The organism is Parabacteroides sp. PH5-46, assembly GCF_029892785.1.
Classification (GTDB): Bacteria; Bacteroidota; Bacteroidia; order Bacteroidales; family Tannerellaceae; genus DFXE01.
Window position 1 is genome coordinate 90,664 of record NZ_JARXXA010000010.1, and the last position, 22,236, is coordinate 112,899.

The 22,236-nt window shown below is 42.3% G+C and carries 16 protein-coding genes and 1 pseudogene; 9 read left to right on the forward strand and 8 right to left on the reverse strand.

Translation table 11 applies throughout. From position 1 onward, the window contains the following. Nucleotides 1-3 precede the first annotated feature (3 nt). The 3 genes and pseudogenes from M2470_RS11700 to M2470_RS11710 all read left to right on the forward strand — a co-directional run. A pseudogene (locus M2470_RS11700) lies at nt 4-1,974 on the forward strand (beta-L-arabinofuranosidase domain-containing protein); the annotation flags it as partial. Beyond that, nucleotides 1,969-3,951 (forward strand): beta-L-arabinofuranosidase domain-containing protein, encoded by a 1,983-nt coding sequence (locus M2470_RS11705; protein WP_280745238.1) that lies wholly within the window; start codon nt 1,969-1,971, stop codon nt 3,949-3,951. The pseudogene M2470_RS11700 and the gene M2470_RS11705, both read left to right, overlap by 6 nt. Before the next feature lie 242 nt (nt 3,952-4,193). Continuing rightward, nucleotides 4,194-4,958 (forward strand): LuxR C-terminal-related transcriptional regulator, encoded by a 765-nt coding sequence (locus M2470_RS11710; protein WP_280745237.1) that lies wholly within the window; start codon nt 4,194-4,196, stop codon nt 4,956-4,958. Here M2470_RS11710 and M2470_RS11715 read toward each other — a convergent pair. After that, nucleotides 4,955-5,539: a phosphoglycerate mutase family protein gene (locus M2470_RS11715; RefSeq protein ID WP_280745162.1), complete on the reverse strand. Its 585-nt coding sequence runs from the start codon at nt 5,537-5,539 to the stop codon at nt 4,955-4,957. The genes M2470_RS11710 and M2470_RS11715 overlap by 4 nt on opposite strands. Before the next feature lie 78 nt (nt 5,540-5,617). Between M2470_RS11715 and M2470_RS11720 the strand changes: the two genes are divergently transcribed. Beyond that, nucleotides 5,618-7,687 carry a UvrD-helicase domain-containing protein gene (locus M2470_RS11720; RefSeq protein WP_280745161.1) on the forward strand — a complete coding sequence of 690 codons (2,070 nt, stop codon included), beginning with the start codon at nt 5,618-5,620 and terminating at the stop codon, nt 7,685-7,687. Here M2470_RS11720 and M2470_RS11725 read toward each other — a convergent pair. Genes M2470_RS11725 through M2470_RS11740 form a run of 4 tightly spaced genes read right to left on the reverse strand, consistent with a single transcriptional unit; the run spans nt 7,642 to nt 12,816 of the window. Continuing rightward, nucleotides 7,642-8,352, reverse strand: coding sequence for a LytTR family DNA-binding domain-containing protein (locus M2470_RS11725; RefSeq protein ID WP_280745160.1), 711 nt, complete (start codon nt 8,350-8,352; stop codon nt 7,642-7,644). The two genes, M2470_RS11720 and M2470_RS11725, sit on opposite strands and share 46 nt — an antisense overlap. Next, nucleotides 8,349-9,413, reverse strand: coding sequence for a histidine kinase (locus tag M2470_RS11730; RefSeq protein ID WP_280745159.1), 1,065 nt, complete (start codon nt 9,411-9,413; stop codon nt 8,349-8,351). Before M2470_RS11730 ends, M2470_RS11725 begins: the two co-directional genes overlap by 4 nt. Next, nucleotides 9,413-10,450: a sensor histidine kinase gene (locus M2470_RS11735; protein WP_280745158.1), complete on the reverse strand. Its 1,038-nt coding sequence runs from the start codon at nt 10,448-10,450 to the stop codon at nt 9,413-9,415. Before M2470_RS11735 ends, M2470_RS11730 begins: the two co-directional genes overlap by 1 nt. 17 nt (nt 10,451-10,467) lie before the next feature. After that, nucleotides 10,468-12,816, reverse strand: coding sequence for a carboxypeptidase-like regulatory domain-containing protein (locus tag M2470_RS11740; RefSeq protein WP_280745157.1), 2,349 nt, complete (start codon nt 12,814-12,816; stop codon nt 10,468-10,470). A 371-nt stretch (nt 12,817-13,187) separates the two neighbouring features. On the opposite strand from M2470_RS11740, the gene M2470_RS11745 reads away from it, so the two are divergent. The 4 genes from M2470_RS11745 to M2470_RS11760 all read left to right on the forward strand — a co-directional run bounded on the left by M2470_RS11745 (nt 13,188) and on the right by M2470_RS11760 (nt 18,808). Continuing rightward, nucleotides 13,188-13,943 carry a hypothetical protein gene (locus M2470_RS11745; RefSeq protein ID WP_280745156.1) on the forward strand — a complete coding sequence of 252 codons (756 nt, stop codon included), beginning with the start codon at nt 13,188-13,190 and terminating at the stop codon, nt 13,941-13,943. Further along, nucleotides 13,918-14,304, forward strand: coding sequence for a GtrA family protein (locus M2470_RS11750; protein WP_280745155.1), 387 nt, complete (start codon nt 13,918-13,920; stop codon nt 14,302-14,304). Before M2470_RS11745 ends, M2470_RS11750 begins: the two co-directional genes overlap by 26 nt. Next, a complete protein-coding gene (locus M2470_RS11755) occupies nt 14,301-15,251 on the forward strand; it encodes a glycosyltransferase family 2 protein (RefSeq protein ID WP_280745154.1) in 951 nt (316 codons plus the stop codon). The genes M2470_RS11750 and M2470_RS11755 overlap by 4 nt, the downstream gene beginning before the upstream one ends. A gap of 113 nt (nt 15,252-15,364) precedes the next feature. Continuing rightward, entirely contained in the window at nt 15,365-18,808 is a 3,444-nt protein-coding gene (locus tag M2470_RS11760; RefSeq protein ID WP_280745153.1) for an alpha-L-rhamnosidase, read from the forward strand. Nucleotides 18,809-18,843: 35 nt separating this feature from the next. Here M2470_RS11760 and M2470_RS11765 read toward each other — a convergent pair whose 3' ends face one another. Then, a complete protein-coding gene (locus M2470_RS11765) occupies nt 18,844-19,359 on the reverse strand; it encodes a phosphatase PAP2 family protein (protein ID WP_280745236.1) in 516 nt (171 codons plus the stop codon). Nucleotides 19,360-19,406: 47 nt separating this feature from the next. After that, nucleotides 19,407-19,784 (reverse strand): diacylglycerol kinase family protein, encoded by a 378-nt coding sequence (locus tag M2470_RS11770; protein WP_280745152.1) that lies wholly within the window; start codon nt 19,782-19,784, stop codon nt 19,407-19,409. A gap of 119 nt (nt 19,785-19,903) precedes the next feature. On the opposite strand from M2470_RS11770, the gene M2470_RS11775 reads away from it, so the two are divergent. Next, on the forward strand, nt 19,904-20,803 hold the full coding sequence (locus M2470_RS11775; RefSeq protein WP_280745151.1) for a hypothetical protein: 900 nt from the start codon (nt 19,904-19,906) through the stop codon (nt 20,801-20,803). A gap of 154 nt (nt 20,804-20,957) precedes the next feature. On the opposite strand, the gene M2470_RS11780 is transcribed toward M2470_RS11775, so the two are convergent. Then, nucleotides 20,958-22,226, reverse strand: coding sequence for an ABC transporter permease (locus M2470_RS11780; protein ID WP_280745150.1), 1,269 nt, complete (start codon nt 22,224-22,226; stop codon nt 20,958-20,960). Nucleotides 22,227-22,236: the final 10 nt, after the last annotated feature.

The following is a 22,236-nucleotide window of genomic DNA, read 5'->3' on the forward strand; positions in this document are numbered from 1 at the left end:
ACCATGAAACACTATTTGATTCTTCTTTCACTTTTACTCTTTTGGGGGCTGAAAACATCTGCTCAGGAAAGACTAAACCCCGTACCCTTCAATGAGGTTACACTAAACGACCCGTTCTGGCGGCCAAGGCTTGTAAAACAAAAGGAAGTACTGGTTCCCTTTGCCCTGGACAAAGCCAAACCGGCAGTTGAAAACCTGAGGAAAACGGCCAACTACCTGAAGGGAATCAAGGACGACCTACCTTTCCCCCACCGCTACATCTCTTCTGATTTATACAAGGTTATGGAGGGAGCCGCTTACCTGTTGAAGCTGGAGCGAGACCCCGCTCTGGAAAAACAGATGGACGACATCATAGATATCATCGCCGGTGCCCAACAAAAAGACGGATACAACTACGAATCACATATTACCGGCGTATCCGCTCAGCGGGTCGACGAGATGGGGCACACTCCTTACTCGTACGTGGTACATAGCCATGAATTATACAACATGGGGCACATGTACGAAGGTGCCATTGCCTATTACCAGGCTACGGGGAAAGATAAATGGCTGAAGCTTGCCGAAGCAAATGCCTGCCATATCAACCGGGTATTCTTTGAAGGCGATCCGGCTTACAATAACGGCAAACCGGTAAACCAGGCGCCCGGCCATCAGGAGATAGAGCTGGCATTGGTAAAGCTATACAAGGTAACAGGAGATACCCTGTATCTTAATATGGCCAAGCGCTTTATTGATATCCGTGGCGTTACCTACAGACCCGAAGGGAATGGCACCATGTCTCCCGAATACGCCCAACAGCATTTGCCTGTCCGCAAGCAGACCAAAGCCGTAGGGCATGCCGTACGTGCCGCTTACCTTTATTCCGGTATGGCAGACGTCAGCGCTTATACGAACGACTTGTCATTACGTCCTGCGCTGGACAGCATCTGGCATAATATAGTAGATACGCGGATGCACATCACCGGCGGATTAGGAGCTGTTCATGGCATAGAGGGATTCGGTCCCGAGTATGAGTTGCCGAACAAGGACACGTATGACGAAACCTGCGCTTCGGTAGGAAATGTGTTGTTTAATCACCGGATGTTCCTGATGGAGAAAGACGGAAAATACATGGACGTAGCGGAAGTTGCCTTGCTCAATAATGTGTTGGCAGGTGTGAACCTGGAAGGCAACCGTTTCTTCTATGTAAACCCGTTGGAGACAGATGGAATCAGAGCCTTTAATCATGGGCTGAAAGGACGTTCGCCTTGGTTTGAGACGGCTTGTTGCCCTTCCAACCTGGCACGCCTGATTCCCCAGGTGCCCGGCCTGATGTACGCAACAACGAAGAGTGAAATTTACTGCTCCTTTTATGCCGGCAGTCAAACGACCTTACAGTTAGACAACGGCTCCGTTGAGCTAAAGCAGCAGACCGAATATCCATTTGGCGAGAAGGTGGTGTATGAAGTATCGCCGGAAAAAGAAAACCAGGTGTTTAGCTTAATGCTCAGGATACCTACCTGGATTGGAAAGCAGTTTGTCCCCGGAGCATTATATAATTACACAGACGCTCAAGCTTCCGGATGGAGCGTTAAGCTAAACGGGAAGAAAATAAAGGCAGAAGTGATCAAAGGCTTTGCTACCGTTCATCGTGCCTGGAAAAAGGGAGACGTTGTAGAGCTATCCTTACCGATGCCTGTCCGCTTCTCTACTGCTATCGACCAGGTAAAAGCCGACAGGGGACGGGTATGCATCACCCGTGGCCCGCTCGTGTATTGCGCCGAAGGCATTGATAATGCAGAGATACTGGATAATGTCTTTATCCCCAGTTTATCGGTAAAGGTTCAGACCGGGTTACATACTGATTCTACTCTTAAGGGGATTCCGTGGATTAACCTTCCTGCCAAAGAAAAACAGATGAATGGTGATAAAGATCACACACTTACTCTCCTCCCCTACTTCGCATGGAATAACCGGGGAGATGGCAGCATGATGGTTTGGTTCCCCAGAGCCGGAAAAAATTACACCAATAACCGCTACCCTCTGATCACTAAAGCCTATACAGAGCTGCCTATCGGAACAATAAAACCTGCCGGATGGATGGAAGAGCAGATGAAGCGGATGGCATCGGGCATGACAGGTCACATGGATACCATTTACGAAAAAGTGATGGGTGCAAGGAACGGTTGGCTGGGTGGCGACGGCGATGTATGGGAACGCGGTCCTTACTGGATTGACGGGCTTCTTCCGTTGGCGTATATACTGAATGATAAAGCCTTGATTGAGAAGACACAGCCTTGGATTGAATGGGCTTTGGCATCACAAAAGACAAACGGCTATTTCGGACCCGACACGGATCGTCCGTATGAGCAAGGGCTTCAACGCGATAACGCGCAGGATTGGTGGCCAAAGATGGTAATGCTGAAGATCATGCAACAGTATTATTCTGCCACCGGAGACCAGCGGGTGATCTCCTTTCTGACCAATTATTTCAAGTATCAGCTGGAACAGCTTCCGCAGAACCCGCTGGGCAAATGGACGTTCTGGGGAGAACGCCGGGGTGGCGACAATCTGATGGTGGTTTACTGGCTATACAACATAACGGGAGATAAATTCTTGCTGGAACTGGGAGAACTGATTCATCGGCAAACGTTCAACTGGACAGACGTCTTCCTGAATCGCGATCACTTGTCAAGGCAGCACAGCCTGCATTGTGTGAATCTGGCACAAGGCTTCAAGGAACCTGTTATTTACTATCAGCAGAGCCATGATCGCCAACATATACAAGCTGTCAAGAAAGCAGTAAAAGATATGCGTAAGACCATTGCCTTTCCTATCGGGCTGTGGGCTGGTGACGAACTACTGCGCTTTGCCGACCCGATACAGGGCTCGGAACTCTGCACGGCTGTAGAAATGATGTTCTCACTCGAAAAAATGCTGGAGATTACCGGTGATGTACAATGGGCAGACCATCTGGAGCGAATTGCCTACAATGCCTTGCCTACGCAGATCAGCGACGATTTCTCCGGGCGTCAGTATTATCAGCAAATCAATCAGGTAGAGGTGTCCTGCAAGCATCGGAATTTCGTAACACCTCATGATGATACCGACAACCTGTTCGGCACTCTCACCGGATATCCCTGCTGTACCTCCAACTTGCACCAGGGATGGCCAAAGCTGGTGCAGCACCTTTGGTTTGCTTCTGCCGACAATGGATTGGCAGCTTTGGTTTATGCCCCGTCTGCGGTTACGGCTCAGGTAGCAGGAGGCACCTCTGTTACTATCGCGGAAGAAACGGCTTATCCGTTTGACGAGCAAATCCGTTTCCGCTTTACGTATGCCGACAAGAAAGTGAAAAGTGCTTTCTTCCCCTTCCATTTCCGTATCCCTTCTTGGTGCTCCCAGCCGGTAGTACGCCTCAACGGAACGCCGCTTGAGATAGATACTCATGCCGGAGGCATTGCACAGATCAGCCGGGAGTGGAAAAACAATGATGTCCTGACCTTGGAATTACCTATGGACGTAGCTGTCAGCTATTGGTACGACGGAGCCGCCGTAGTAGAGCGAGGCCCAATCGTCTATGCTCTGAAAATGAATGAAAAGTGGGAAAAGAAAACGGTCGAGGCAGAGAAGAAAAACCAATATGGCGAATGGTACTACGAGGTAACGTCTGATAGTCCGTGGAACTATGCCTTTAAGAGTGCTAATCTAAAGCCAGAGGTAATAGGAAACAACTTTGTTGTAGAAAAAGCAGCTTCGGTAGCCACCTATCCCTGGACCCTGCAAGATGCTCCCGTAACCATTAAAACAAAGGCCCGCAGAATGCCCCGCTGGCAACTGTACAGCGGCTCAGTAGGTACCATCCCATACTTTACCCAGCAAGGAGAAATACTGGGAGAAGAAGAAACCATCGAATTAATACCCTATGGCTGTACAACGCTCCGCCTAACGGAATTCCCTGTGAGAAACTAAATATTTGATGGCTGTTTCATAATAAATAGATGCTTAGTTTGCCCGGAATGTTACGTCATTTCGGGCATTTTTATTCCAGCAAATTGTTGGCTGACAGCTGTCGGCCAATTGACCGACAATTATCGACCAGTTGGCTGACGGCCGTCGGTCAACTGGTCGATAATTATCAGCCAACAAAAATATCGGCAATAAAATTCAATATCCATATGCTTTTTACTGCGTTTTTAGTCTATCTTTGCTGCATGATTTCCAATAACATAACACCTAAAGAACTTTGGTCAAGACAGCAGATTAGCAGTCTTGATATTGACTATGATTTGTGGAATAAGAAGCGGGAATCGATACGGAGTTTCTCTCAAATGACTCAAAGCTGCATCTTTACTGTTGATGTATTCAAAGCGAGATATGACTTTGCTTCTGACAATTTCTCTACTCTTTTTGGGTATAATCCTACATGGATAAGAACGATACGAAAGCATGGCGATGTCTTGGAAGACAGAATACATCCGGATGATCGCTCTCTGTTGTTGGAATACCAAATTGAGCATGGGAAGTTTATCTATTCGCTTCCACAGGAAGAAAGGAACGATTACCGGCAGATGTTTCAATACCGGATACGGAATGCTAAAGGGCAATATGTAAATGTGATCAGCCGTCAGCAGGTTCTTGAAAAGGATAGGAACGGCAAGGCATGGATTATTATGGGAATAATGGATATCTCTCCTGACCAGATAGTTACAGAAAAAATCAAACGGACGGTCATTAACAGTAAAACGGGCGAAATACTTGCACCGACATTCATTCCGGCAGAGAAACAACTAACCAAGCGGGAAAAAGAAATACTGTTATTAATTCGTCAGGGTTTTCTAAGTAAAGAGATTGCAAATAAATTGAATATCAGCATTTATACGGTAAGCAATCACCGAAAGAATATATTGACCAAACTGGAGGTTGACAATGTAATGGAGGCTATCAATACTGCCCGGGATTTGGGCATCACCTATTAAGGCAGCCAATCCAAACTATTTGTCAGCGGATTAGTTCTTCGCCATTGTTCCAGTTCTTCATAGCTTTTCACTCCACCTGTGAAAACAGCATGGTATATCTCTATACCAGGGATAAATATACCCTCCGGTACATTGTATTTAATTTGAAGGATTGTCTGCCGAAGTTCAGGGGTTAGCTGTTTGATGATAGCATCGGTCACTCGCTCTACTGTGCCATCATATTTCGATCCCCGCCGGATATGAATCATGTCAAGCTTCCATATATTCCGTTCCTTATCTTCGTACAGGCTATGCCATTCGATACACTCTTCTTCCGTATCAATTCCGTTGATATACTGAATTTCTTTCAAAGGTAGTCTTTCTGCTAACTCCTGCATAACAGAGAAGCTTTCGGCAATATCGAGTTTGTCTGTGTAAATATGCATATCTATATCCCGGATTTTCATTAGTAAGCCGGATTTGAGTGAGCCAACCAGATTGACGGTTGCCCCAATGCGTTCCCACGCCGGAATGAGACCGGTTTCTTCCAGCACATTCCATGCCGACTGCTGATTCTTTTCTGCGAGTTTTAGGATATCCATATTCTGCTATTGAATGTGTAAAGGTAGCTATAAATAGCTATTTCATGCGCCGTTGCTACATTGTAATTTTGCACTCTTATGATATTTAATAAAACAGAGGAACAGGAACATGAGTATTTGCAGCAGGTTATCAATTTGCTGAATAAAACCATCAGTAGTGCGGATGTATCGGTAAAAGAGCGAGTGAAAACCCTGAACGAGCAAAAGCAATATCTCTGGGACAACCGCGATATCGACCCTCACGAAATAACCCAAGTGAGGGGAAATATCCTGAATGTCTTTGCCCTTGGTGAAGAGGTTATCGCAAAACGCAAACGCCTGGGTAAGATATTAGACATTCCCTACTTCGGACGGATTGACTTTAAGGAGAGAAAGAAGGAGAAAGGAGTTCCTATATACATAGGTGTACATTCGTTCTATGAGCCGGAAAGCCTGAAGAATATTATTTATGACTGGCGTGCTCCCATCTCCAGCATGTTCTACGAGTATGAACTGGGAGAAGCGTCTTACCTCTCTCCCACAGGAAAGATCGAGGGAGATATTTTGCTCAAACGCCAATACCGCATCCGGAAAGGACATATGGAATTTATGATCGAAAGTTCCGTAACCGTTCACGATGACATTCTACAAAAAGAGCTCAGCTTCAATGCAGACGATAAGATGAAGAATATCGTTGCCACTATCCAACGGGAACAGAACCGGATTATCCGTAATGAAGATGCCCCAGCACTTATCATTCAGGGTGTGGCTGGCTCGGGCAAAACATCCATCGCTCTGCATCGTATCGCCTATCTGCTTTATACTTTCAAGGAAACCCTGTCCTCGAAAGACATTCTGATTATCTCGCCCAACAAGGTGTTTGCCGATTATATCTCGAACGTACTTCCTGAACTTGGTGAGGAAACCGTACCCGAAACCAGCATCGATCAAATCCTATCAGGTATATTAGGCAACAAATACAAATACCAGACTTTCTTTGAGCAGATCAACGAATTGCTCGGTAAGCCTGCCACAGGCTTCATCGAACGGATACAGTATAAGGCTTCTTTCGACTTTATTTCCCAACTAGACCGGTTTATCCTGCATATTGAGAATACTTATTTCAAGGCTACGGATGTAAAGCTGACTAAATTTGTTACCCTCCCAGGCGAATACATCGAAGAACAATTCCACCGCTTCAATCGCTACCCCATGCGCCAGCGCTTTGAAACGATGACGGATTATATTCTGGAAATGGCACAAATCCAATACCACATCACTGTTACCACCGTCCAACGGAACATGCTCAAGAAAGAGATTCGAAACATGTTTGCCGGGAATAACGATATGCAGGTTTATAAAGATTTCTTTGAATGGATAGGTAAACCGGAACTGTTTAAAATGCGCAAGAACCACACCCTCGAATATGCAGATCTTGCACCGCTGGCCTATCTACATACTGCTTTAGACGGGAATAATATGCAATCCTCAGTCAAGCACCTCTTAGTAGATGAGATGCAGGACTATTCTCCCATCCAATATAAAGTATTACAGAAGCTTTACCCCTGTAGGAAAACCATTCTGGGTGATGCCAACCAGTCAGTAAACCCCTACGGCTCATCTACTTCGGATATGATTCAAAAAGTATTTGCTTCGGGCAAAGTGATGAAGTTATGCAAAAGTTATCGTTCAACCTACGAGATTACCGAGTTTGCACAAAGGATTCGGGAAAATGAAGAACTGGAACCCGTTGCACGACATGGACAGAAACCGCAAATATTGGAATGCAAGAATGAGGAAGAAGAAATCGCTGCTATTGTAAAGCTGATAGTTACTTTCAAACAATCCGACTACAAATCGCTTGGGATTATCTGTAAAACAGAATCACAGGCGCAAGAGCTATCGGATAAACTGAATACCTATACCGATGACATTTATTTCCTTTCCAGCCAAAGCTCAGCCTTTGTGCAGGGTATTATCATTATTTCGGCACATATGGCAAAGGGGTTGGAGTTTGATGAGGTAATTATTCCGCAAGCTAATGAGAATAATTATCATTCGGAGATTGATCGCAGCATGCTGTATGTGGCAGTAACCAGAGCGATGCATAAATTAAGTTTGACCTATGTTGATTTGCTCATCAATTCTTTGAAGAAGTCGTCGCGGTAGGAATTCCCTATGGCTATTTCATATGCTTTGATAAACACATCGTTATTGTCAAAAGATTCAATATGATTCTTATTTACGATATAGGAACGATTGATTCGCAGGAATACTTTTTTAGGTAATAAATCGTGGATCGTTTTAACATTCATGCGTGTGATGATCCGCTGTCCGTCCATCTGTATTATGACGTAGTCCTTTAAGGCTTCTATGAACAGGATGTCTTTCAGGTTTACTTTGAAAAACCGTCTGTCTGATTTGACAAAAATAGATTCGCCTTCTATATTTTCCACACTCTTTTCTTCCTCTTCCAGCAAAAGAGAATGATACGTGATGGCTTTATTTACTGCCTTACGGAACTTCGTAGGATCAATCGGTTTCACCAGGTAATCAATAGCATCTACCTCGTAACTATCCAGCGCATATTCGGAATAAGCTGTTGTAAAGATGATCAACGTATGTTTTGGGATGATTCGTGCCAGTTCGATTCCGTTCATTCCTTGCATCTGAATATCCAGAAACAGGAGGTCTACCGACGATGTTTTCATATACTCCAAGGCCGGTTCCGCATTATTAAAACATTCCAGTAGTTCCAGTTGGGGTATTTCTTCTATCAGTTTTTTCATCCCTTTGCGGGCAATAGGCTCATCATCTACTATTATACATTTCATACGTTTATCTGTAATTTAACCGTGTAAATATTATCTGCTTTTGTTTGCTCCAAAGAGTAATTATTGCCGAATAGTAAATCCAGCCTTCTCTTGATATTTATTAATCCCAAACCACCTTTTTCTTTCTTTACCGATTCTACTGAAGGAATTGAATTTTGGCAAATAAAAGTAAGCCTTTCGCGGTATAGACTAAAAGAAATACGAACAAATGAATCACCTTCATTCGTAGCGTTGTGCTTAACGGCATTCTCTACAAAAGGGATAAATAATAAAGGAGCAACTGATACGTTTTCCAGCTCACCGTTTTTCGATATTTCATAATCGAATTTATCTCTTCTTGTTTTTTCCAGTTCAAGGTAATTTGCCAGGAAACGAATATCAGCCTGAAGATTAACTTTATCCTGTAAGCTATCGTTCAGTTGATATTGGAGTAGTTCTTTCAGCTTGATTAAAATACCGGAGGCCATATCCGGTTCTTCATCTATCAGAATATTGGCATTATTCAGCATATTGAACAGAAAATGAGGATTGATCTGGCTCTTCAGGAATTTCAGTTCCGATTCGGAAGTTGCAGCCTTCAGGTCATACACGCGTTGGTTGCTTTGTATCCATTGTTTGAACAACAAGAAAGCAGCTACTCCTCCGATAAAAAGAAACATTGATAACAACGAAGAAGCAATACTAAAAAAAATAGCTGCCGCCGACGGTTCCTGATGTATCACTGCTATATCATAGAAATATTCTTGCAAAATCATCATTCCAAACATCATAAAAACCGTAAAAATAATAACTGAAACGATATATAAAAGCATTTTGTTTTTTGCCAGAAAACGAGGATATAAAACGTAAACATTAAAATAAACAAGCACATTTAAGAACAGGTAATAACCTATCCAACCGTAAAAGCGGTTCCAGGTCAGATTGAGTTTATCGGGCGCATCAAAAAAATTACCGATTGTTATCATCAAAATGATCAGTTGTAATAAAAGATGCCTGTAAATACGAAACTTATCATCCAGCAAAAAAGAGGAGATTTTGTCTTTATCTGTCCTTATTTCCATTATACAGAGGTATCTATTCTTAGTTCAATAATTCCTGTTTCCAATAACAACGTATACTTATCCGGATAGATCAGATCCAGCCTTCTCTTTATCGTATAAGCCTCGTCTTCATCCATCTTTCTTTCATTATCTGATTCGTAACGAAAAAGAAGTGATTGATCTTCAAGTGAGAAAAACAGTTTTATTATTGAACTGTTTTCAATCATATTTTGAATCAGAGAGATAAAAAGCAAGGGTGAAATAAATGTGTTATTAATATCTCCTTTCGTTTCAACGGAATAGACTAATTCTTCTTTATTAATTTGCTCTATCCGTAGAAAGTTTTCCAAAAAGCTTATCTCTGATTTCAGCAACACCTTCTCCCTGTTACAATCATAAAGTTGATAGCGTAATAGTAGCCCCAGTTGCATAAGCATTTCAGTCGCTTTTCGGGGATTTGTTTTTACTAATAAGGAGGCATTTGTCAGCGTTTTCGACAGAAAAGCGGGAGTTACCTGCCCTTTCAGTTCATTAATTTCCGACAACAGATGCTCTTGTTCCATCCTGTTGAGATGCTCTTTACGCTCTATCCAGCTACGAAGTAAGGCAAGAGCCGACATACCGAAAAAACAGATAAGCACCAGCATACACAGAGCCAGATTGTCTACCAGAATCAATGGATTGGCGTAAGACGTAATCCGGTGAGGCAAATCCCATGTGTTACGCACCCAATATTCCTGTAAGACAGAAGCCATTGGTAATAGAAAGACTACAACTACCAGAAAAACCGAATACAGAATATATTTACCTTTTAAAAGGAAGCGGGGAATCAGGTAATAATAGTTGAATAACATAGCAACAGCATACAATAAAAAAGTAGATACAGCAATTAAATAGACCCTATTTCCCAACAGTTTACTACAATCCTGATAGGCCACAAATACCATATTGAATGTTATAATTAATCCGATTATAGCAATCAGTATTAAGCGCCAAATTCTATATTTGGGATCTATCAGGAAAGGAGAAAATATATAGTTTTTTCTTATTGTATTCATTGTTCTGCAAAAATAGATTAAAAATCAAGTCTGTACACAACATTCAATACAGAATTCTTTAGTCTCCTGGGTTCAATAATTCCTGTTTGCAGATTATATGCATGCCCGAAATATTCTTTATAGCCCGTAGCATTCATGCCTTTAATGGCAAATTCGTGAGATACACTCCGACGATTCATTCGGTAACTAATAGTATAATTAGCCAGAAAAACAGGAGACAGTTGCTTTGAGAAGGCCTCATTTTCATCATATTGTGTTTCTTTATCCGGGTGAGCCAATGTTGCTGTTTCATTTATGGGAGAATACCTGTCGCCACCCTGCAATGTCAGTTTAACGTTTATACCCAATACATTCCTGTCATTTTTCCCAAACATCCATTCTTTGCCGAATAATCCGTCTACAATATAATTCCGGTTATACTTTGTACTATGCCAAACGCCATCACCTCCGCAATATTCAGAATTAAAGACCGATGCTGTCACCATATAGTACATACCCTTTGCCATGTATTTTTCCAGTGTAATATCCAGGCCGTAATTCCGCCCTTTTCCTTCATTTACCAAAGCATCTTCTATATATACCGTATTACGGTTCAGAATTGAAAAAGAGCTGTCGGCTATTACCGGAACATTAAATAAATATTGGAAATAAGGTTCCACTTTCAGATTCATATTTTCGGATATTCTGTGATGATATGAAAGTGAAAAGTGATGGGTTTTCGTAAAATCCAATTCTTTATTTACCAAGCCTGTCGTGCTTTCTTTTGGTTTCACAAAATAAACATCCAATTTCTCCATACGGCTATGTAAACCATACGCCAAAGCAAAAGAACTCTTGCGGGATGGCTGCCATTTTATAGCTGCCCGGGGTTCAATTGTCCAGTTATTATTTAATGTCAAGATCTGTCCGTTTATACCGACTGTTGCAGATACCTTATCATTCAGGTTAAACAAAGAACTGGTATAAGCAGAGATCAGGTTGGTATTCCCTTCTCCTTTGGAAATGGTGTTTAATGGTTTTCCTACAAACGGAGCCAGTTTTATATCCGTATTGTAGCGCATATTTGTGATTGTAAAACCTGTTCTATTTGTATGCCTGCTACTGTATTTCTTATTAAAGTATGAGGTAAGTATCAAATGGGTATTTCTGTTCTTAAAGTGATTATCCGGTGTTGAGTTCATATTCACATCGTAACGATCTTCTTTGGCATCTACATCCGAATGAGTTACTGCCAGGGTGGTTTTAAGCAAACCATTATCAGCAAAGAAAAAGCGATGACTAAGACCTGCAGCTGCCGATGTCTGCTCCATAGCCGAAGCTTTGCTATCATCATAATATTCCCAATCTGCCGATTCGTCTACATCTGCCGGAACTTTATCTTTCAGGGCCGTACCCCAAACAGAGAAAATTCCGCTTCTTTGGGTTGGGAAATGCAGTTTAAAATTCAAGTCCTGGTAATCCAGCGTCTGTCCCATATCTGCGATTTTATTCAACAGTCCGGTCGTAGAATATCTGTAATTAAAAATGTAAGAAGAGTTATATTTCTTACTGAATGGGCCTTCCGAAGCTAAGTCTATACCTAAAATACCGGCTTGGAATGTGTGCTCGTAATTCCGGTTGTTTCCATTGCGCAGCTTCATATCAAATACACCCGATACAGCATTATTATACTCTGCCGGAAAGGCTCCGGTAAAGAAGTCTGAGTTTGCCAATACATGACTACTCAGCGAAGATAACAAACCACCGCCCAAGGTCGTAAGATCAGCAAAATGGTTGGGCGTTGGTATTTCTACATCCTCTAAACGCCATTGAAGCAAGTTGGGAGCATTTCCGTGTACTGAAATCCCATTGTTTCCTACGCCGGGAGAAACTCCGGCAAAAGAGCTGACCAGACGAGCCGGGTCGTCCATTCCTCCCGCATAGCGGGAAGCCTCTTCTACGCTAAGCATTCTGGCTCCCGATAAGGCCATATTATTTAAAGGTAGTTCCTTTTGTGTTTGTACGGTAACTACCACCTCTCCCAACTCTGTAAGATTCTCTGTCAGTTTAATTTCCAGAAAGACTTCTTTGCCAGAAGTCAGCAAAACTTCTTTTATAATCATGGTTTCATATCCCACAAAAGATGCTTGCAGATCGTGACGCCCAATCGGTACATTTTGTAAAATAAATTCTCCTTTTTCATTCGTTGTTGTACCTGTCAGCGGAATATCCTGAAGCATAATTGTTACATAAGGTAACGGAGCACCCGATGAACGGTCCGTTACAACTCCCTGAATAGTTTGTCCTAATTTTCCTTCTGCCAATACGTTTCCCGTTCCGGCAAAAACACTCGCAATAATCAATATTAATACAATAAGCTGTTTCATTACTTTTCTGTTTTTATTTTTATAAACACAAAAGTAGAGTTCAGCTTAAAACCCTTTTAAGTTATGAGACGAATGCAATCTTTTCAGCGACAAAACCCGTTAATTAATATACGAATTGAATCCCCGCCCGGCTTTTATTCTTTCCATTTTTGACTGTATCTTCGTTATATGATTATTATGATAAGACGTACAATGAGAATATGATAGCTTATGAAGTAGGTTTCAAGATCCTAAGTATTTCACCTGCTGCTTTAGCAAGTACTTTGAAATGACTCCCAGTAGCCTACAGGAAAAAAAGCAGACATAAAGGTAAGGTAGAAAGCTTTAAAAACATTACCTTTGCCAGTTGAGAAAGAGAAAGCAAGGAGATTATGAAAGAAAAAGACGATGTATTTGGGCGTTTTCGGGAGTCTTTTAGTAAAATGGATGGCCATTTTCACATACTGGAACAACGGGTACCTGTTGATTTGCAGATGGAATACTTCAAATATTCCGAAAAAATACGGCAGGATCAGCCGAATAATATGACAGAAGAAGAATACGAGTCTTACAAGCAAAGCCTTTCCGATAAAGAAATCGCAACCGATCAAAAGAAATATGCCCTCTCCTCTTTGGCCGTATCCAATGAGGTTAGAGCTTATAGAGTGTTAGAGCAATATGTGCAACATCCCGATCCGGATGTTATGAACTGGGCTTATATGGCTTTGATGGAAAGCCGCATTTCATTAGAGTCCGAATTGTCGGAAGAAAAGCAAATCTATATTTCTACCGGTTTAGGAGGAAAAGGTGAAAAATTACGCTTTTATGTATTGATTCTTGCTACCGAAAACACACCTTTCCAGGACTATCAACGACAAGTTATCGAACGGGAGTTTGCCTATTACCTACCTAAGGAGAATTGCGAAATAGAGCGACTTACAATCCATGATGTTTATGTGGAGCTGTTGTTTCTGATTCCAGTTCGTGTAGATATCCAATCAGCATTGAATAATGTAATATCGGAATGTAACCAATATGGCAACTTCTTGTCCATGGCATTTACGGTAACCAACGTAAAAGAACTCTCTGAAACAGAAATCGCCGAAATAATTAAAAAGAAATATGGGGACGATCAGGCAACTCTTTAAGTATGGAATTGTCGGCCTAAGTAATACACTGATCACGGCTATTGTTATCTGGGTAATGATGAAGGTATTCGACTGTTCGGATGTCTTGTCGAACATTGTAGGATATATTGCCGGGGTATTGAACAGTTTTGTATTGAATAAGCAATGGACCTTTAAAAGTTCCGACAGTTGGATGGGAAGCGCTATCCGCTTCGGGATTGTTTTTGGTATCTGTTACTCATTACAACTTGGTCTGTTACTTTGGCTGAATAAAACCTTGAGTATAGACGGGTATTATAATCAGTTAATTGCCATGGCCTTTTACACGGTGATCAATTTTCTGATGAATAAATTCTACACGTTTAAAGAGCAGAAAGGATGAAAACCGTTGCGATTATTGTCCCTTGCCACAATGAGGAGGCAGTTATTGCCGAGTCGTATCGCCGCATAAAGGATGTATTATCATCTTTAGCCTACCCTAGCGAGATTATTTATATCAACGATGGGAGTACCGATAAGACCCGGATATTGCTTGACAATATTGCATCTTCTGATCCACACATAAAAGTCATTCATTTCTCACGAAACTTCGGACACCAGCCTGCCGTAACGGCTGGAATCAATAATTGCACCGCCGACCTGGCCATTATTCTTGATGCCGACATGCAGGATCCTCCGGAATTAATTCCCGAATTGCTGGCCTTACAGGAGAAAGAACAGGCCAATGTGGTCTACTGTATCCGTAAATCACGTGTAGGAGAAGGATTCTTCAAACGTATCTCAGCCAAGATGTTCTACAAGATAATGAATTATATGAGCGAGGTACAATTCCCCTTAGACACCGGTGATTTCCGTTTGATAGACCGGAAGATCATGGATGAATTCAACCGCTTAAAAGAAAAAGGAAAATACATCCGGGGGCTGATCAGCTGGGTAGGATTCAAGCAAGTTCCATACTATTACCAACGTGAAGTACGCTTTGCCGGAAAAACAAAATATCCGATCAGGAAGATGCTGAAATTTGGCTCCAATGCTTTACTTTATTTTTCTAAAAAGCCATTGCGTATGGTTATGGGTCTGGGCTTTCTGGCTGTCCTGGTCGGAATTATTCTGGCTATCTGGTTTACACTGGGTAAGATATACGGATTCAGTAATGCCGAAACAGGGTGGACTTCCATTATATTTACGATCATCTTCTTCGGAGGTGTGCAACTGATTACCGTAGGTGTATTGGGACAATATATGGGGATACTGTTCGACGAAATCAAAGCGCGCCCGGAATACATTATCGAAGAAAAACGAAACTTTCAAGACTTGTCCGATCAATGATCGTTTACCTCTGACTACTTTACTGTCAATTCTATAACATCTTTTCTCAAAAATGATAGTTTTGGCTTAGCAAAGAATGATATTTTTGCTTGTTGTAATAAAATACCTATATCATGAAAAACACCTATAGTCTGCTATGCCTGCTATTGTTCTCTTTACTAGTGATGTTTCATCCTGCACAGGCTGCAACAGAAATCATAAACTTACAAGTAGAATATCAGACAAACCCTCTGGGTATTGATGTAGCCAAACCCCGCTTCAATTGGCAGATGGTATCCGAACGTTACGGTGCTGCTCAAACAGCTTACCAACTATGGGTAGCAGAGAGTGCCGAAGCTTTGGCATCCGGAAGCTATACATATGACTCCGGAAAGATATCTTCCGATGCCTCAGTTAGTATCCTTTATGAAGGGGATATACTACAAGCCTGTAGTCGTTATTACTGGAAGGTAAGAGTATGGGATGAATCCGGAAATGCTTTAAATTCAATGGAAACAGCCTGGTTTGAAACCGGTCTGTTGGGGTCCGGTTGGAGTCATGCTCAATGGATTGGCTCTTCTAAAGTACAACTACCCAAATATCGCTCTCATTACGTGATTGACTTTGATATGCAAATATCGGAAGGAAGTAATCGAGCGGTCTTTGTCTTTGGTGCACGTGACGACAAAAATTTCGTTTCTGCCGAAATCAACCTGAACGGGAAAGGAGATACCCAATTTATTCTGAGCCATACCACAGACGGAAAGGAAGTACAGGACGCTATAGAGAACATATCCGACATCATCCCTGCAGCAGATAAACATAAAAAACATCATCTGAAAATAGATGTTACTACAGCTCAGTACGCACTTAAGTACTTTGCCAACATTAGTATCAACGGTAAAGAATTGACCGACACTTCTCTTTCATCCGAAGAATTGAAACGTAAGCAAACACCCGGTTGGTGGGGAGATACGGAAGGTATGTTTACAGTCTATCCCTATCCAAACGGAGACTTGGTTTATCATTGTCGGCTGTATGCTATTGGATTCAAGCAACCTAAAGGAGAAAAGGCCAACTTTTCCGGTATTACAATCAGCGAAAAAGTATGGAATACGACTTTATATCATTCATCGGAAACCTATACTGAAAACGGCTCCGGAAAACTGAATGTATGGTTGCCGGGAGAGGATGTGTCCGCTCCAATGCTACGTAAAAGTATCCAGATTGACAAACCCATCAAAAAAGCACGTTTGTACGCTACGGCACGCGGCATCTATGAATTTTCCATCAATGGAAAAAAATTGGGTAATGATTACTTCAACCCCGGATGGACAGATTATCGCTTTCGCTTTATGTATAACACATATGATATTACATCATTATTTAAGTCTGGCGACAACGGTATAGGAGCCATGCTAGGTACAGGCTGGTGGAGCGAGCATAGCGGCTTTATGACAACTTGGCAAGACCAGTACGGAACCCGCCAGTCGCTTCTGGCAAAAATAACAATCGAATATACCGACGGAAGTACACAAACGATTGTGACAGACAAAAGCTGGAAGTGCTTCGACAATGGCCCCATCCTCCTGAACAGCTTACAGAATGGTGAGGAATATGATGCCCGCAAAGAGGTGAAAGGCTGGACAGATCCCAACTTTAACGATTCTTCCTGGGAGAATGCCCTGGTATATCAACAACCTCCTGCAAACGTAAAAATCCAGGCATACGTGGGTAATCCCGTTCAAAATAATATTACACTGACAGCTCAGTCGGTAGTAGAAGCCCTTCCAGGTGTTTATGTATATGATATGGGGCAGAATATGGTAGGGGTTCCCCGTCTTAGTATGAAAGGAAAGAATGGACAAGAAATCATGATCCGTTTCGGAGAGATGAACTATCCCGACATCATTCCAACCGATCCCGTTGCGCCTTATACCATCGAAATGTACAAACAGAAAAAGGGACAAGTATATACCGACAATTACCGTAGCGCCCTATCTGTTGATCGCTATATCATGAAGGGTGATCCTTCAGGCGAGACATACGAGCCTCGCTTTACCTTCCACGGATACCGGTATGTAGAGATACACGGACTTGACAAACCACTCCCACTGGAAGATGTAAAAGGTATCGTACTTGAATCAATTGGAGCACAAACCAGCAGCTATAAGACTTCTAATGAACAGGTAAACCGCCTGTATGAAAACATCCTTTGGGGGCAAAGAGGCAACTTTCTTGCTGTACCGACCGATTGTCCCCAACGCGACGAGCGTATGGGATGGACAGGTGACGCCCAGGTATTTGCCCGTACAGCTACCTACAATATGAATGTAAATCCGTTCTATACTCGCTGGCTCTACAGCGTACGCGACAATCAGGGAGAAGACGGACGGTATGCCAACTATATTCCGGTAGTGGGTACACCTCCACATGGAGCAGATATCGGCGGAGGCGCTATGGGATGGATGGAAGCCGGGATTATTGTTCCCTGGCAAATGTATCAACAGTACAATGATATCGGTATTCTGGAACAACATTATGCCTCTATGGTTGCCTACATGGACTATCTGGAGCGAACAGCTGTGAACTACGTACAACCTTTCGGGGGATTTGGCGACTGGCTGGCCATCGAAGGAACAAACTCCATGCTCACGAATACGGCATACTCAGCTTATGATGCACTTCTTATGGAGCAGATAGCCAAGCGACTGGGGAAAGAGGCCGACAGCAAACGTTTTCGTGCTTTTTACGAAAATGTAAAGGAATCTTTCAATAAGTATTTTGTCGATAACGAAGGCTACACCTACGCTCCAGCTCCCAATGAGATTTTCGGACAAGGACAGGGCGATATGTGGTCCGGTCCTTCCGGCAATGAGGGAAAGCGGGTAGATACACAAACCTCTTATGTTGTGCCTCTGCAGTTCGGTTTGTTTAACGACAAAAATAAACCTTTAGCCCTTAAACATCTGACCGAGAATATCAAAAAGCATAATTATACGTTGACTACCGGTTTCATCGGAACTCCGTACCTCAACCTTGTTTTGTCGGATAATGGCTACGATGATATCGCCTATAAATTGTTTGAACAAACCGCCTATCCCTCATGGCTATATCCGGTATTACAGGGAGCTACTACCATCTGGGAACGTTGGAATTCCTATACATTGGTGAATGGCTTCGGTCCGGTAGATATGAACTCCTTCAATCACTATTCATACGGAGCTATTGAAGAGTGGATGATTGCCTACTCTATCGGTATCCAACGCGACGAGCAAAACCCCGGTTACAAACACATCCTATTGCAGCCTCGTATAGGAGGAAACTTTTCCTTTATCAAAGGGCATTACGATTCTGTTTATGGCCGAATAGAGAGCGGCTGGCAAAAAAGCAGAAAAGGATATATCTACAATGCTTCAGTTCCGGCCAATACAAAGGCTACATTAACATTACAGGTAAAGAATCCATCTAATGTTAAACAAATAAAAGGGCGCGAAGGCATCCGTTTCATTAGCTTCTCCAACGGGAAGGCAACGTACGAACTACAAGCGGGCTCCTATCAGTTTAGTATAGAATAAATGCTGTAGCTCAGCCGCATATTAATTCACGGGACTTAAAAGCAAAGGGAAGCATAGATGCCAAAATGCTTTTCTCCGGCCATAGGGCTGATAGTCAAGTTATGCTTTTGAGCAAACGGGCGGGTAAACAGATAGGCACTCCCTACTCCTAAAACGGCTCCGGCAGTCACATCCCACCAGTCGTGCTTCTTAGCATATGTCCGAGCCCATCCGGTGTAAGCCGCTACAGCATAAGCGGGTATCCCCCACTTCCAACCATACCGGCGTTGTATAAAAGCAGCTCCGGTAAATGAAACACTTGTATGCAGGGAAGGAAACGAATGGTCGTCGCTCCTATCAGGACGATCCTTACTAATCAAATATTTCAAAGCATAACTGACGCCCATAGTCATTACACCTGCAAAAGCCCCTTGTTTCAAGCCTTCCCAGTCTTGCAAAGCCAACGTCGTAACAAGGCAGGCCACAGGCGTAATAGCCGCTGAAACATCACTCGACACCCGCACATTCTTCCGACTCTGACTCACCTCTATCGGCTGGGCCGATAGAAACATATTTCCTAAAAAAAACAAGATAAAAGCAATCCAACACTTCACTCCTCTCAACATAATGCTATTATTTTAGGTAAAAAGATAATCAAACCTACGATGGCGGCGGCTATGGCGGTGAAGAGGACGCCGCCTGACATCAGGTCTTTTACCTGTTTGATCATTTCGTTGTATTCGGGGGAAACGACATCTGAGAGTTTTTCTACGGCTGTATTGAAGGCTTCGGCGCTCAATACCATACCTATAACGATGATAACGGCAATCCATTCTGTGCTTGATATGTTCAATAGGAAGCCTGCTATCAGTACGCAGACGGTCGCGATCGTATGTATCCAGGCATTGTGTTCGTGCCTTAACAGCAACTTAATACCGTTGAAAGCGTATTTAAAACTGGCCAACCTTTTGCGCAGTGTAAATCCTTTATTGTCCATAAGCTCTTTTCGTTAATAAAGCATCCTGCAATAAATAAGGTACAAATATACATGATAAATCTAATTTTTATATCTTCGCAAATAATGGATTAAGTATAAATCCCCAAAAAGAGAAAACCATGAGTGAGAGTAAAAACAAAAACAGGCATAGTGATAAGGTGATCAAAATGCTAATATCAATCATATTTATAGTAGTTGGTTTACTCTTGGTTGCACTATTTGCTGATTCTACAGATAAAACTTGGCAACCTGTCGTTTTTAATTTTGGTACTGCTTTAAGTATCGCAGGGATTGTCGCGCTTTTTAATGAATCATTATTTGGTAAAAATGAAAGCCCTAAGCCTGAAGGCTTGAAAATAATAACGAAAGAAAGACAAAGTTTTTCCGGTTATTATAATTGGGTAACGGAAAAGAATGTCAAAACAATAAAATGTTCCGGGCATGCCGTATTAAAGTCCATGAAGGATGGTCTCAACAAAAAATATAATCTAACAGATACTTTTATTAATAAGATGAAGGAAGGCACCAATATATATGTGCTTTTTTTCGATCCGGAGTTGAAAATAATTGAAAAAGTTACTACAGATATAGCCGGAGAAAACAAGGAAATATTATACAATAGATTGGATGCTGCATTAGCAATAACAAAGGAATTACATGATAAAATAAATAATGAACTGAAAAATTCCGCAGACATTAAAGGAACACTAAATGTCAAATTAATTGATGCTGCTAATAATCAGTATGCTTATCATTATGTTGAATACCAAGATAAGAGTGAAGTGTTTTTAGGATTTTACACTGCAGGTATCCTGGGGAATCATTCTCCGGTATTTGGTGTTGAAGATAAAGAAATCTTGAGCTATTTCGACGGAAACTTCAATCACTTATGTCATACCTCCGCAAGTCTGTTGAGATTTGAAAGTGGGATTTTGACATTATCACCCAGGTTTAACATGATAACTGATTTTGTGAAGGGTAAACTGGCTAATGCCAAAATCCAAACATCCAACAACTAAACATTCGTAGTATATAGAAAAACAGCAGATTAGAACAAGATAAAAAACGCATGCATGCGTTTTGCAGATCGCATGCATGCGTTTTCAAAATTGCACCCATGCGTTTTATTAATCGCACGGGTGCAATTTTTACTTCATACAAAATCCTGTTATTTTACTCATACCGGAGAGATTCCGCAGGCTGGAGATTTACTACTTTGCGCGAGGGGAACCAAATACCAGTACTTATCATAAGAGTCATCAGTATGAAAGTTATGCCTTGGCAAAGAATGAAACGACCTATCGTAAAAGGCATTACTTCCACATCTACTATTTCTTTTAAACCCAGATTAAGCGCAATACAGGCAGCCGGCACAAAGGCAAAGAGTAGGATAACAAGGCCTTCACCTATCAATATGGAACGCAAATTTCGAGTGGTGGAACCAAGTGCGATGCGCAAGCCCATTTCGCCCAAGCGGTGCTGCGTGCGGAAAAAGAAGGTTCCAACAACACCCAGGAAAATGTTGATCAGCAAGAAGAAAACCCCAGCAAGATACATCTTGGCTTCATTAATATCGGTACGAATATAGCGGGTACGAATATCGTCGTACGAGCGGATATTGAGCAAATAAATATTATGGTAGCGCAACTGCTCTCTCATCTCCTTCAGGAAATTAGTAGCAAAGTCTTTACCTGTCGAAGGATTCGCACGCAAGGTGACATCTATCCTTCCGAAATAAAGTTCGTTCAGCTCTGTGGCAATGGCATTTTCGCTCAGTGAACGGATGAAGGTAGGGGTATATGTATCAAAATCGCCAAAACGTATCGGAGACATTACACCTCCTACATATATGGCAAGGCTATCATTGGCGTAGGAAAGGAATTTACCGGTAGCATTTCCTTCAGGAAACAAGGTTGCCGCTGCGTCGGAAGTGATAATCTGTTGATTGAAGCTGAGGTTGTCGGCCAATGCATCTGTATTGCCTTCTTCCGTGGCATAGCGGAACACACGTATATAGTCCGGCGTGCCATTGAAACGGCGCAAGCGTCCACAGTTCAGCGTATCTTCCGTTTCCAGATTGATCCGTTGCATATTTGAATAGTTCCTTGAATAAGAATAAGATAGTGAAGACTCGGATATACCTACAACTTCTACTCCGGGATAGGTACGCATACGGGAAACTACCGTCAGGAGGTCTTCACCCAGTGTCGTTCCATATTCGCTTTGCGGACGATATTGCTCGTTTTCATTGGTGAGCAAATGCAGGTCTACCACATACACATCGGAGATATCATATCCCATTGGCGAGAGGTACAACTTGGCACGTAGATACAGGTCGTCTACAATATACCACAAACAGATAGATACCAGCAGCATTTCCGCCCAAATCCAAGCGTTACTCGTACGTTGGTTCCAGATTATTTTGATGATTTGATTGAACATATCAGGTCGT

Excerpts from the sequence above, each read along its gene's own strand:
- M2470_RS11775 (WP_280745151.1), top strand. The coding sequence starts at position 19,904 with ATGAGTGAGAGTAAAAACAAAAACAGGCATAGTGATAAGGTGATCAAA.
- M2470_RS11755 (WP_280745154.1), top strand. The coding sequence starts at position 14,301 with ATGAAAACCGTTGCGATTATTGTCCCTTGCCACAATGAGGAGGCAGTT.
- M2470_RS11735 (WP_280745158.1), bottom strand. The coding sequence starts at position 10,450 with ATGAATACAATAAGAAAAAACTATATATTTTCTCCTTTCCTGATAGAT.
- M2470_RS11760 (WP_280745153.1), top strand. The coding sequence starts at position 15,365 with ATGAAAAACACCTATAGTCTGCTATGCCTGCTATTGTTCTCTTTACTA.
- M2470_RS11705 (WP_280745238.1), top strand. The coding sequence starts at position 1,969 with ATGATGGTTTGGTTCCCCAGAGCCGGAAAAAATTACACCAATAACCGC.
- M2470_RS11715 (WP_280745162.1), bottom strand. The coding sequence starts at position 5,539 with ATGGATATCCTAAAACTCGCAGAAAAGAATCAGCAGTCGGCATGGAAT.
- M2470_RS11710 (WP_280745237.1), top strand. The coding sequence starts at position 4,194 with ATGATTTCCAATAACATAACACCTAAAGAACTTTGGTCAAGACAGCAG.
- M2470_RS11770 (WP_280745152.1), bottom strand. The coding sequence starts at position 19,784 with ATGGACAATAAAGGATTTACACTGCGCAAAAGGTTGGCCAGTTTTAAA.
- M2470_RS11720 (WP_280745161.1), top strand. The coding sequence starts at position 5,618 with ATGATATTTAATAAAACAGAGGAACAGGAACATGAGTATTTGCAGCAG.
- M2470_RS11745 (WP_280745156.1), top strand. The coding sequence starts at position 13,188 with ATGAAAGAAAAAGACGATGTATTTGGGCGTTTTCGGGAGTCTTTTAGT.
- M2470_RS11725 (WP_280745160.1), bottom strand. The coding sequence starts at position 8,352 with ATGAAATGTATAATAGTAGATGATGAGCCTATTGCCCGCAAAGGGATG.
- M2470_RS11765 (WP_280745236.1), bottom strand. The coding sequence starts at position 19,359 with ATGTTTCTATCGGCCCAGCCGATAGAGGTGAGTCAGAGTCGGAAGAAT.
- M2470_RS11730 (WP_280745159.1), bottom strand. The coding sequence starts at position 9,413 with ATGGAAATAAGGACAGATAAAGACAAAATCTCCTCTTTTTTGCTGGAT.
- M2470_RS11750 (WP_280745155.1), top strand. The coding sequence starts at position 13,918 with ATGGGGACGATCAGGCAACTCTTTAAGTATGGAATTGTCGGCCTAAGT.
- M2470_RS11780 (WP_280745150.1), bottom strand. The coding sequence starts at position 22,226 with ATGTTCAATCAAATCATCAAAATAATCTGGAACCAACGTACGAGTAAC.
- M2470_RS11740 (WP_280745157.1), bottom strand. The coding sequence starts at position 12,816 with ATGAAACAGCTTATTGTATTAATATTGATTATTGCGAGTGTTTTTGCC.